The 10841-nt window shown below is 56.8% G+C and carries 23 protein-coding genes; all 23 read right to left on the minus strand.

Translation table 11 applies throughout. From position 1 onward, the window contains the following. Window positions 1-12 precede the first annotated feature (12 nt). A complete protein-coding gene (gene rplO / locus LNV09_RS20815; RefSeq protein WP_263558989.1) occupies window positions 13-444 on the minus strand; it encodes a 50S ribosomal protein L15 in 432 nt (143 codons plus the stop codon). 27 nt (window positions 445-471) lie between these two features. Then, window positions 472-654 carry a 50S ribosomal protein L30 gene (rpmD, locus tag LNV09_RS20820; RefSeq protein WP_263535974.1) on the minus strand — a complete coding sequence of 61 codons (183 nt, stop codon included), beginning with the start codon at window positions 652-654 and terminating at the stop codon, window positions 472-474. Window positions 655-673: 19 nt separating this feature from the next. Continuing rightward, the gene (gene rpsE / locus LNV09_RS20825; RefSeq protein ID WP_263535975.1) at window positions 674-1192 is read right to left on the minus strand and encodes a 30S ribosomal protein S5; all 519 of its coding nucleotides are present in this window, start codon (window positions 1190-1192) and stop codon (window positions 674-676) included. An 18-nt stretch (window positions 1193-1210) separates the two neighbouring features. Further along, on the minus strand, window positions 1211-1576 hold the full coding sequence (rplR, locus tag LNV09_RS20830) for a 50S ribosomal protein L18 (protein WP_263535976.1): 366 nt from the start codon (window positions 1574-1576) through the stop codon (window positions 1211-1213). Window positions 1577-1587: 11 nt separating this feature from the next. Further along, a complete protein-coding gene (gene rplF, locus LNV09_RS20835) occupies window positions 1588-2121 on the minus strand; it encodes a 50S ribosomal protein L6 (RefSeq protein WP_263535977.1) in 534 nt (177 codons plus the stop codon). Between the two features lie 19 nt (window positions 2122-2140). After that, window positions 2141-2536, minus strand: coding sequence for a 30S ribosomal protein S8 (rpsH, locus tag LNV09_RS20840; RefSeq protein ID WP_263535978.1), 396 nt, complete (start codon window positions 2534-2536; stop codon window positions 2141-2143). Between the two features lie 25 nt (window positions 2537-2561). After that, complete coding sequence (gene rpsN / locus LNV09_RS20845) at window positions 2562-2867, minus strand: 30S ribosomal protein S14 (protein WP_263539079.1); 306 nt, start codon at window positions 2865-2867, stop codon at window positions 2562-2564. An 8-nt stretch (window positions 2868-2875) separates the two neighbouring features. Then, window positions 2876-3415 carry a 50S ribosomal protein L5 gene (gene rplE / locus LNV09_RS20850; protein ID WP_263558990.1) on the minus strand — a complete coding sequence of 180 codons (540 nt, stop codon included), beginning with the start codon at window positions 3413-3415 and terminating at the stop codon, window positions 2876-2878. A 10-nt stretch (window positions 3416-3425) separates the two neighbouring features. Then, on the minus strand, window positions 3426-3743 hold the full coding sequence (gene rplX / locus LNV09_RS20855; RefSeq protein WP_263558991.1) for a 50S ribosomal protein L24: 318 nt from the start codon (window positions 3741-3743) through the stop codon (window positions 3426-3428). Window positions 3744-3769: 26 nt separating this feature from the next. Next, a complete protein-coding gene (gene rplN / locus LNV09_RS20860; RefSeq protein WP_263535982.1) occupies window positions 3770-4138 on the minus strand; it encodes a 50S ribosomal protein L14 in 369 nt (122 codons plus the stop codon). A gap of 279 nt (window positions 4139-4417) precedes the next feature. Next, the gene (locus LNV09_RS20865; RefSeq protein WP_263558992.1) at window positions 4418-4927 is read right to left on the minus strand and encodes a peroxiredoxin; all 510 of its coding nucleotides are present in this window, start codon (window positions 4925-4927) and stop codon (window positions 4418-4420) included. 134 nt (window positions 4928-5061) lie between these two features. Beyond that, window positions 5062-5331 carry a 30S ribosomal protein S17 gene (rpsQ, locus tag LNV09_RS20870; protein ID WP_263535984.1) on the minus strand — a complete coding sequence of 90 codons (270 nt, stop codon included), beginning with the start codon at window positions 5329-5331 and terminating at the stop codon, window positions 5062-5064. After that, window positions 5328-5528: a 50S ribosomal protein L29 gene (gene rpmC, locus LNV09_RS20875; RefSeq protein ID WP_263535985.1), complete on the minus strand. Its 201-nt coding sequence runs from the start codon at window positions 5526-5528 to the stop codon at window positions 5328-5330. Before rpmC ends, rpsQ begins: the two co-directional genes overlap by 4 nt. A gap of 13 nt (window positions 5529-5541) precedes the next feature. Beyond that, window positions 5542-5958 carry a 50S ribosomal protein L16 gene (rplP, locus tag LNV09_RS20880; RefSeq protein WP_263535986.1) on the minus strand — a complete coding sequence of 139 codons (417 nt, stop codon included), beginning with the start codon at window positions 5956-5958 and terminating at the stop codon, window positions 5542-5544. A 2-nt stretch (window positions 5959-5960) separates the two neighbouring features. Continuing rightward, entirely contained in the window at window positions 5961-6833 is an 873-nt protein-coding gene (gene rpsC / locus LNV09_RS20885) for a 30S ribosomal protein S3 (RefSeq protein WP_263558993.1), read from the minus strand. A gap of 16 nt (window positions 6834-6849) precedes the next feature. Next, window positions 6850-7179 (minus strand): 50S ribosomal protein L22, encoded by a 330-nt coding sequence (gene rplV / locus LNV09_RS20890; protein ID WP_263535988.1) that lies wholly within the window; start codon window positions 7177-7179, stop codon window positions 6850-6852. 11 nt (window positions 7180-7190) lie between these two features. Beyond that, window positions 7191-7469, minus strand: a complete 279-nt coding sequence (gene rpsS, locus LNV09_RS20895) for a 30S ribosomal protein S19 (protein WP_263535989.1) — start codon at window positions 7467-7469, stop codon at window positions 7191-7193. A gap of 10 nt (window positions 7470-7479) precedes the next feature. Beyond that, on the minus strand, window positions 7480-8304 hold the full coding sequence (gene rplB / locus LNV09_RS20900; protein WP_263535990.1) for a 50S ribosomal protein L2: 825 nt from the start codon (window positions 8302-8304) through the stop codon (window positions 7480-7482). After that, a complete protein-coding gene (rplW, locus tag LNV09_RS20905; protein WP_263558994.1) occupies window positions 8304-8618 on the minus strand; it encodes a 50S ribosomal protein L23 in 315 nt (104 codons plus the stop codon). The genes rplB and rplW overlap by 1 nt, the downstream gene beginning before the upstream one ends. Continuing rightward, a complete protein-coding gene (gene rplD / locus LNV09_RS20910) occupies window positions 8615-9235 on the minus strand; it encodes a 50S ribosomal protein L4 (protein WP_263558995.1) in 621 nt (206 codons plus the stop codon). Before rplD ends, rplW begins: the two co-directional genes overlap by 4 nt. Then, window positions 9235-9906: a 50S ribosomal protein L3 gene (gene rplC / locus LNV09_RS20915; protein ID WP_263558996.1), complete on the minus strand. Its 672-nt coding sequence runs from the start codon at window positions 9904-9906 to the stop codon at window positions 9235-9237. Before rplC ends, rplD begins: the two co-directional genes overlap by 1 nt. A gap of 273 nt (window positions 9907-10179) precedes the next feature. Continuing rightward, the gene (gene rpsJ / locus LNV09_RS20920; protein WP_058721902.1) at window positions 10180-10491 is read right to left on the minus strand and encodes a 30S ribosomal protein S10; all 312 of its coding nucleotides are present in this window, start codon (window positions 10489-10491) and stop codon (window positions 10180-10182) included. 97 nt (window positions 10492-10588) lie between these two features. Next, the coding region (locus LNV09_RS20925; RefSeq protein ID WP_505190998.1) for an EF-Tu C-terminal domain-related protein at window positions 10589-10841 on the minus strand (253 nt) is incomplete at its 5' end.

A 10841-nucleotide genomic window follows, 5' to 3' on the forward strand; every position in this document is an offset into this window, starting at 1 on the left:
AGTTCCTGCTAGTTAGGCGACGGAGCCGCCGGCGGCTTCAATCGCTGCCTTTGCACCTGCAGTCGCTGCCACGCCCTTGAGCGTCACCTTGCGGCTGATGGAGCCAGACAGAATCACCTTGACGTTCTTGGCCAGCTCAGGCACTAGACCCACAGCTTTCAAAGTCAACACATCAACTTCATCAGCCACCAATGCCTGGAGGTCGTCGAGATTGATTTCAGCATTGAACTTCAAAGTCTGGGACTTGAAGCCACGTTTTGGCAAGCGGCGCTGCAAAGGCATTTGACCGCCTTCGAAACCTACCTTGTGGTAACCGCCAGCACGGGATTTTTGACCCTTGTGGCCGCGACCGGCAGTCTTACCAATGCCAGAACCGATGCCACGGCCCACGCGACGCTTGTAGTGCGTAGCGCCGGCTGCGGGCTTAATGGTATTTAGTTGCATCTTTTTGTCCTCGGTTCGTGAAAGCGCTTAGAGCACTTGCACGAGGTAGGCGATCTTATTGATCATGCCGCGAACCGCAGGCGTGTCTTCCAACACGCTGGTGCTGTTCATCCTGCGCAGGCCCAAGCCCACCACCGTAGCGCGATGCGAAGTCCGCGTACCGATGGGGCTGCGAACCAGCTTGACGGTCAGAGTTTTCTTTTCAGACATTTGTGTCTCCAGTGCAGCTTCAGTTGAAGATGTCTTCAACGTTCTTGCCGCGCTTGGCTGCAACTTGTGCGGCCGTCGTCGAACGCTTCAAAGCATCCAGCGTGGCGCGAACCAAGTTGTACGGATTGGTCGAACCGTGGCTCTTCGTCACGATGTCGGTCACGCCCATCACTTCAAAGACAGCGCGCATTGGTCCACCAGCAATCACGCCGGTACCAGGCTGAGCCGGCACCATCATGACTCGCGAAGCACCATGCTCACCCACCACATTGTGGTGAATGGAGCCATTGCGCAGATCGACCTTGACCATGTTGCGGCGAGCCGACTCCATAGCCTTCTGCACGGCGACAGGCACTTCCTTGGCCTTGCCTTTGCCCATGCCGATACGGCCTGCGCCATCACCGACCACCGTCAGCGCTGCGAAGCTAAGCGTGCGACCGCCCTTCACAACCTTGGTGACGCGGTTGATCGCGATCATCTTTTCTTTCAGGCCGTCGTCATTTGCTTCGGTCTGGACGCGGGGTTGAAACTTTGCCATTTCGAAATCCTTTTAGCGTCAGAACTGCAAACCAGCTTCACGAGCTGCTTCGGCGAGAGCCTTGACCCGACCGTGGTAGGCAAAGCCCGCACGATCAAAGGCAACTTTCTCAACACCAGCTGCTTTCGCCTTTTCGGCGATACGCTTGCCAATCAATGTAGCCGCAGCTACGTTGCCACCCTTGCCCGAGCCGCCGAGCTGCTCGCGGACAGCCTTTTCGGCTGTCGAGGCGCTGGCCAGGACACGAGTGCCGTCGTCTGAAATGACGCTGGCGTAGATGTGAAGATTGGATCGGAACACCGACAAGCGCACGACGCGCTGGACTGCAATCCGAGCACGGGTCTGACGCGAGCGACGGATGCGCTGTTCTTTTTTGGTCAACATTGCGCTGCTCCTTACTTCTTCTTGGTCTCTTTGATAGAGACCTTTTCGCCGGTATAGCGGATGCCCTTGCCCTTATAGGGCTCTGGCGGACGGAAGGCGCGCACTTCAGCGGCCAACTGACCCACCACCTGGCGGTCCACACCCTTGATCAGAATTTCCGTCTGGGTGGGGCACTCAACCTTGATGCCTTCGGGCATGTCTTTCACCACAGGGTGAGAGAAGCCGATTTGCAAGTTGAGCTTTTGACCCGTGGCTTGCGCCCGGAAACCCACGCCGACCAGACTCAGCTTGCGCTCGAAGCCCTTGCTCACGCCGTTGACCATATTGGCCACCAGTGCTCGCACGGTGCCGCTCATGGCGCCAGCTGCAGTCGAATCATCGGAGGGAGCGAAAGACAGCTTGCCGCCTTCGCTCGTGATTTTCACCAAGGCGTTCATTGGACGCACGAGTGTGCCCAAAGTGCCTTTGACGCTGATCTTGTCAGCTGTAACGGTAACGTCCACACCTTGCGGGATGGCGACCGGCATTTTTCCTACGCGGGACATTGTTTGTCTCTCCTTGCGCTTAGGCGACGTAGCAAAGCACTTCGCCGCCGATACCGGCTTGACGTGCTTTACGGTCGGTCATCACACCTTGCGGCGTAGTGACGATCGCCACACCCAGGCCATTCATGACCTGAGGGATATCGTGGCGGCCCTTGTAGATGCGCAGGCCGGGACGGCTCACGCGCTCGATGCGCTCAATCACCGGCTTACCGGCGTAGTACTTCAGCGCGATCTCCAACTCCGGGCGGGCGGCTTCGCCACGCACAGCGAAACTGTCGATATAACCTTCGTCCTTCAGGACTTTGGCAATCGCCACTTTCAATTTTGAGGAAGGCATCACGACGCTGACCTTCTCAACGCTCTGGGCGTTTCGAATGCGGGTCAACATGTCGGCGATAGGATCACTCATGCTCATTTGCGATTTCTCCTAATCGTGCCGATTACCAGCTAGCCTTGACGACACCAGGGATGTCGCCTTTGAAGGCCAGCTCACGAATTTTGTTACGGCCCAAGCCGAACTTGCGGAAAGTACCGCGGGGACGACCAGTCAACGCGCAGCGGTTACGCTGGCGAGTTGGATAGGCGTTACGTGGGAGTTTTTGCAACTCCAGGCGCGCAATGTAACGCTCTTCGTCGGACTTCTTAGCGTCGTTGATGATTGCCTTCAAGTCCGCATATTTCTTTGCGAATTTGGCAACCAGCGCATCGCGCTTCAGTTCACGTTGGATGAGAGAAGTTTTAGCCACAAATCACCTCAGTTCTTGAACGGAAACTTGAATGCTGCCAACAAGGCCTTGCACTCATCGTCCGTCTTGGCAGAGGTGGTGATGCTGATGTTCAGCCCACGCAGCGCATCCACCTTGTCGTAATCGATCTCGGGGAAGATGATTTGTTCTTTGACGCCGATGTTGTAGTTACCGCGGCCGTCGAACGAGCGACCGGAGATACCCCGGAAGTCACGTACACGCGGCAAGGCGATAGTTACAAAACGATCCAAGAACTCATACATCTGAACGCCACGCAGCGTCACCATGCAACCGATAGGCACAGAGTCACGGATTTTGAAACCCGCAATCGCCTTCTTCGACTTGGTGACAACTGGCTTTTGACCAGCAATCTTGGTCAGATCACTGACAGCGTGATCCATAACCTTCTTGTCGGCGACGGCCTCACTCACACCCATATTGAGTGTGATCTTGGTGATGCGAGGCACCTGCATGACCGACGTGTAGCCAAACTTCTCAGTCAGGCCAGGCACAACTTTCTCGCGATAAAACTCTTGCAAACGAGCCATGTTGAACCCCTTAGGCCTTGATCTCTTCGCCGGTCGACTTGTAGACGCGCACCTTCTTGCCATCGGCGAGCAACTTGATGCCCACGCGATCGGCTTTACCGGATGCAGCGTTAAAAATCGCCACGTTGGATTGATGGATAGGCATCGTCTTGTCGACCACGCCGCCAGTTGTACCCTTCATTGGGTTTGGCTTGACGTGCTTCTTGACCATATTCACACCGTCAACAACGATGTGATCTGCGTCAATACGCTGCGCAACTGCGCCGCGTTTGCCCTTGTCGCGACCGGTCAAAACAATGACCTCGTCGCCTTTGCGAATCTTGTTCATGGCAATACCTTTTACTGTGGCCGCGCTCAGAGCACTTCAGGCGCCAGCGACACGATCTTCATAAACCGCTCGGTACGCAATTCACGCGTCACGGGGCCAAAGATGCGAGTGCCGATTGGCTCCAGCTTGGCATTCAGCAGAACAGCGGCATTGCCGTCGAACTTGACCAAAGAGCCGTCCTGACGACGAACACCTTTAGCGGTACGAACGACCACGGCACTGTAAACCTCGCCCTTTTTCACTCGGGAACGAGGCGCAGCTTCCTTGATGCTGACCTTGATAATGTCACCAATCCCTGCATACCGGCGCCTGGATCCACCAAGCACCTTGATGCACATGACGGATTTAGCGCCAGTGTTGTCCGCGACGTCGAGTCGCGATTGCATTTGAATCATGTCTATCCCCAACTTATCCCAAATCACCGCCAGGCCAAGGCCCAGGAGTTCATCGGTCAGTCTTGGGCCCGTTGACCAAGTGAAAACCCATCACACCCGTGATGACCTTGCACCCAGCAGTAGAGGGCGGATCCGAGGCCTTAACGCATCATAAAATGCGCCTTGCGTTCGGCGAAGCTTTAGATTGTGCATCAAAAGCCAAGCGGACGTCAAGCCTCGGCGTGAAATAACTTTTAAACAGTGGCAGAAATACTTCCGCCACTCAATGCCACTCGGGACTTAGAGAGCAGCCGCTTGCGCCAACATCGTGTTCGCGTCGCTAACTTCAAACTTGCCGGCTGCCTCGACGTTGAGCGTTTTAACCTGACCGTTCACCAACAACATCGAGTAGCGCTGCGAGCGCAGACCCATGCCACGAGCCGTCAGATCAAGCGTCAAACCCGTTGCCTTGGTGAAGTCCGCGCTGCCGTCAGCCATCATGCGCACCTTGCCTGCGGCTGCAAGGTCACGGCTCCAAGCGCCCATCACGAATACATCATTGACCGACACGCACCAGATTTCGTCGACGCCGGTCGCCCTCAATGCGGAGGCTTGCGTGATATAGCCAGGCACATGCTGGGCAGAACAGGTCGGCGTAAAGGCACCAGGTAATGCAAACACAGCAATTGTTTTTCCAGCCGTTGCCGCAGCAACGTCCACTGCGTTTGGACCGATTGAACAAGCGCCGCCCTCGACGTCGACAAACTCTTGAAGAGTGCCAGCCGGGACTTGATCACCAATTTTCAGCATGAGAGTTCTCCAAAAAAACGAATTGCGCGTTCGCCGACTCAACGAAAAAACGGCCGGGCGCCAGTTCCCCAGCACTCCGACCGTTCTGCACAATCAGGCTTGAGGCCGTTTTGCGTCTACGCCGTCAGTCCAAATCAAACGATTTGAGCCTTCTCAACCAAGCGGGTAACAACCCAGCTCTTGGTCTTCGAAATTGGCCGGCCTTCAGCGATTTCAACGACATCGCCCATCTTGTACTCGCCATTTTCATCATGAGCGTGGTACTTGCGGGACAGCGCGACGATCTTGCCGTAGAGCTCGTGCTTGGCACGGCGCTCAACGAGCACGGTCACAGTCTTGGAACGCTTGTCGCTGACCACACGACCCACCAGGGTACGTGTGTTCTTCTCTTGAGCTTGCGTCATTTCGCGGCTCCCTTCTTCTTCTCGGCCAAAACAGTCTTGACGCGAGCAATGTCACGGCGCGTGTTGCCCAACACAGTGTGGTTGGTCAACTGTTGCGTCGCTTTTTGCATGCGCAGACCGAAATGGGCCTTCAGCAGATCGGTCACTTCCTTTTCCAAGGCCGCGACATCTTTGCTACGCAGTTCAGATGCATTCATGGTGTTCTCCGCTTCAGGTGCCGACCTGGCGAGTCACGAAGGTGCAACGCAATGGCAGCTTTGCAGCAGCCAACGTGAACGCTTCGCGAGCCAAGGCTTCTGGCACACCGTTGATCTCGTAGAGCACCTTGCCTGGCTGAATCTCAGCGACGTAGTACTCTGGATTGCCCTTGCCGTTACCCATCCGGACTTCAGCAGGCTTCTGGGAGATCGGCTTGTCAGGGAAGATGCGGATGAAGATGCGACCACCGCGCTTGATGTGGCGCGAGATTGCACGACGTGCAGCTTCAATTTGACGAGCCGTCAGACGGCCGCGTTCGGTAGCCTTCAGGCCGAAGTCACCGAAAGACACGGCGGCGCCGCGGGTTGCAACACCAGTGTTACGACCCTTTTGCTCCTTGCGGTATTTGCGACGAGCTGGTTGCAGCATTGTTATTCTCCTTTGGCCTCGCCACCAACGGGCGCGACCTTGCGGACCACGCGCTTGGCAGCGGGCTGGGCTGCGTCACCTGCTGCGGCCGGCTTGTCGCCGCCCTCACCAGGAGCGCCACTCGAACGCGGACCGCCACGGCTGTCACCAGGACGGCCACGGCCGGCAGGGGCGCCAGGGCGAGCATTGCGACGTGGGCGACGATCGTCGTCACCTGCATCGCTCTTGATCACCGGCGCATCGCCATTGGCCAAACGGTCACCGCGGTAAACCCAGACCTTCACGCCAATAATGCCGTAAGTGGTGCTGGCTTCCGAGAAGCCGTAGTCAATGTCAGCCTTCAGCGTATGAAGAGGCACGCGACCTTCGCGATACCACTCGCAACGAGCGATTTCGATACCGTTCAAACGGCCCGAAGACATGATCTTGATGCCCAGGGCGCCAAGACGCATCGCGTTCTGCATCGCACGCTTCATGGCGCGGCGGAACATGATGCGCTTTTCCAGCTGCTGAGTGATCGAGTCAGCGATCAGTTGAGCATCGATTTCAGGCTTGCGCACTTCTTCGATGTTCACTGCCACTGGCACGCCCAGACGCTTGGTCAGTTCGGCCTTCAGGTGTTCGATGTCCTCGCCCTTTTTGCCGATCACCACACCCGGACGAGCCGAGTAAATTGTGATGCGTGCATTCTTGGCTGGACGCTCAATCAGAATGCGCGAAACCGCAGCATTCTTCAGCTTCGCCTTCAGGTATTCGCGAACTTGCAGATCTTCAGCCAACATGGTGGCGAAGTTCTTGTTCGACGCATACCAGCGCGACGCCCAGTTACGAGTGACAGGCAGGCGAAAACCGGTCGGATGTATTTTCTGTCCCATAGTCTTCCTTCAGCCTTCAGTTGCCGACCGACACGAAGATGTGGCAAGTAGGCTTGCTGATGCGGTTGCCACGGCCTTTGGCCCGGGCAGAAAAACGCTTCAGCGTAGCACCTTGCTCCACATAGATCGTGGTGACTTTAAGCTCATCAATATCGGCGCCGTCGTTATGCTCGGCGTTGGCGATCGCAGATTCGAGCGCCTTCTTGATGATGCCAGCGGCCTTTTTCTGGGTGAATTCCAGGATGTTGAGAGCCTGGTCCACCTTCTTGCCGCGGATGAGGTCCGCCACGAGCCTGCCCTTATAGGCAGACAAGCGGACTCCGCGAACGATTGCACGGGTTTCCATCGTCTCAGTCCTTATTTCTTCCCGGCCTTCTTGTCGGCCGGATGGCCTTTGAAGGTGCGGGTCAGCGCGAATTCGCCCAGTTTGTGGCCGACCATTTGGTCAGAAACATAAACCGGCACGTGTTGCTTGCCGTTGTGCACAGCGATCGTCAACCCGATGAATTCGGGCAAGATCGTCGAGCGACGCGACCAAGTCTTGATAGGCTTCTTGTCCTTGATGGCAACCGCTTTCTCGACCTTAGCCAAGAGGTGGTGATCAATGAACGGGCCCTTCTTCAGTGAACGAGTCATGGCCTACCCTTTACTTCTTGCGACGCGAAACGATGAACGTCTGCGTGCGCTTGTTGCTACGAGTGCGGAAGCCCTTCGTGAGGGTATTCCACGGCGACACAGGCGCCTGGCCTTCACCGGTACGACCTTCACCACCACCGTGCGGGTGATCCACTGGGTTCATCGCTGTACCGCGAACGGTTGGGCGAATACCCTTCCAACGGATCGCACCGGCCTTGCCGTACTGGCGCAGTTGGTGTTCTTCGTTGCTGACTTCGCCAATGGTTGCGCGGCAGTCGATATGGATCTTGCGGACTTCACCGGAGCGCAAGCGCAGCTGGGCGTAAACGCCTTCGCGCGCCATCAGCACCACAGACACGCCAGCCGAACGCGCAATTTGCGCACCCTTGCCAGGCTGCATCTCGACGCAGTGAATAGTCGAACCCACCGGGATGTTGCGGATTGGCAATGTGTTACCGGCCTTGATGGGAGCCTCGGCTCCGCTCAAAACGGTTGAACCCACTTCCAAGCCACGCGGTGCAATGATGTAGCTGCGCAAGCCGTCGGCATAACACACCAAAGCGATGTGAGCCGTGCGGTTTGGATCGTACTCAATGCGCTCAACCTTGGCCGGAATACCGTCCTTGTTGCGCTTGAAGTCGACAAGCCGATAGTGCTGCTTGTGACCGCCGCCCCGATGGCGAACCGTGATGTGACCGTTGTTATTACGGCCGGAATTTTGCTTTTGTGGCTCAAGCAACGATGCTTCGGGCGCGCCCTTATGCAGATGCTTGTGCACCACCTTCACGACGGCACGGCGGCCAGGTGAAGTAGGTTTGACTTTAACGACAGCCATTACGCAGCCTCCCCGGTGAAGTTGAGCTCTTGGCCCGCCTTCAGCGAAACATAAGCCTTCTTGATGTGGTCACGGCGACCGATCGAGCGGCCAAATTTCTTGACCTTGCCCTTCACGTTCACCACGTTCACCGCCTCAACCTCGACCTTGAACATCAGTTCAACAGCGGCCTTGATTTCCGGCTTGGTGGCGTCGCGCATCACCTTGAACAAGACTTGATTGTGCTTTTCAGCAACCGCCGTGGCCTTTTCGGACACGATGGGAGCGAGCAACACCTGGGCCAAACGGCCTTCAGAATACTTTACGGCGCTCATGCCAGCATCTCCGTCAGTTGTTCCATTGCGGCCTTGGTCACCAGGATCTTCTTGTAGAAGACCAGCGACAGCGGATCGGCGTAGCGTGGCTCGCAAATCAGCACATTGGCCAAATTGCGCGATGCCAGCAGCAGGTTGTCGTCCACTTGGTCAGCAATGACCATCACCGATTCGAGGCCCATGGCCTTGAACTTGGCAGCCAAGAGCTTGGTCTTGGGGGCTTCGAGAGTGATCGAATCCACCACGGCCAGGCGACCTTCACGAGCCAACTGCGAGAGGATCGCAGCCATACCGGCGCGATACATCTTCTTGTTGAGCTTGTGTGTGAAGTTTTCGTCGGGCATGTTCGGGAAGATCCGACCGCCTCCGCGCCACAAAGGCGAGGAAGTCATACCAGCACGAGCACGGCCAGTTCCCTTTTGACGGAAAGGCTTCTTCGTCGAGTGCTTAACTTGTTCGCGATCCTTCTGGGCGCGGGTACCTTGGCGGGCATTGGCCTGGAAGGCCACGACCACCTGGTGAACCAGGGCTTCGTTGTAGTCGCGAGCAAACAGCGTGTCAGGAGCGTCCACCTTAGCGGTGGCCTGACCTTGTTCATTCAGGAGCTCGAGCTGCATCAGATGGCTCCCTTCTTGAGCTTGACCTTGACGGCAGGGCGAACGACAACGTGGCCGTTCTTGGAGCCCGGCACAGCACCACGGACCAGCAGCAGTTGACGAGCTTCGTCAATGCGCACGATGTCCAGGTTTTGTGTTGTCACGGACTCATCACCCATGTGACCGCACATCTTCTTGCCGGGGAACACCCGACCAGGATCCTGAGCCATCGAAATGGAGCCAGGAACATTGTGCGACCGACTGTTACCGTGCGACGCACGCTGCGAGTGGAAGTTGTGACGCTTGATGGTACCGGCGAAGCCTTTACCGATCGAAGTTCCTTGAACGTCAACCAACTGACCGATTGCAAACAAGGAGATTGGCACTTGCACGCCAGCCTTGTATTCAGCTGCAACATCAGCGGTAACGCGGAATTCGCTCATGACTTCACCAGCCTCAACACCCGCCTTGGCGAGGTGTCCGGCTTCCGGCTTGGTGACGCGCGATGCTTTGCGCGTACCGAACGCCACCTGAATGGCGGTGTAGCCGTCGGTCTCTACGGTCTTGATCTGGGTCACGCGGTTGTTGGACACATCCAGCACCGTCACAGGAACGGCGTCGCCGTCGTCCGTGAAGATGCGCATCATGCCCACCTTGCGGCCCAGCAATCCGAGACGATTGCTTAGACTCATGTTTTTCTCCAGCCCCTCAGGTTTACCCTGGAAGCCATTTACATACACCCGACATCGATTGGCCGGGCTGACCAGTGCAACACATGAGTGGTTTAACCCTTGCGGGCTGAACCTGTGCTGCGCCAAATTCCGCGCAGGAAATTCCTACGCGGAAAAGCTGGCGAGTATAGCGTGAAAGTTGCGACTAGCGCAAGTGCCACCTATCTCGCCAACAAAAAAGGGCCTCCTTAACGGCTGCCCTGGCCATCAATCCACCGAAGTGGACCGATGTTTTTACTGCAACTTGATCTCGACGTCGACGCCAGCAGGCAGGTCGAGCTTCATCAAAGCATCAACTGTCTTGTCGGTAGGGTCAACGATGTCCATCAAACGCTGGTGCGTACGGATTTCGAACTGGTCGCGCGATGTCTTGTTGACGTGCGGCGAACGCAGGATGTCGAAGCGCTGCATGCGAGTCGGCAAAGGCACTGGGCCCTTGACGATAGCGCCGGTGCGCTTGGCGGTTTCAACGATTTCAGCTGCCGATTGATCGATCAACTTGTAGTCAAACGCCTTCAGGCGAATGCGGATCTTTTGCTTTTGCATGACGATTCCTTCAAAGAGCGAGCGGCGTGCAGCCGCGAAGTGGGTGAAGCCCTGCTTGCTACCAGTGGCGGCAAGCAGGACCGGTCACGCAAAAGTCTTAGGCGATGATCGTAGCAACCACGCCCGAACCAACGGTACGGCCACCTTCGCGAATCGCGAAGCGCAGACCTGTTTCCATCGCGATCGGAGCGATCAGCTTGATCGTCATGCCGACGTTGTCGCCAGGCATAACCATTTCCTTGTCCGCTGGCAGCTCAACAGCACCGGTCACGTCAGTTGTACGGAAGTAGAACTGTGGACGGTAGTTGTTGAAGAACGGCGTGTGACGACCGCCCTCTTCCTTCGACAAG

It is taken from the genome of Paucibacter sp. B2R-40 (genome assembly GCF_025717555.1).
Taxonomy (GTDB): domain Bacteria; phylum Pseudomonadota; class Gammaproteobacteria; order Burkholderiales; family Burkholderiaceae_C; genus Paucibacter_A.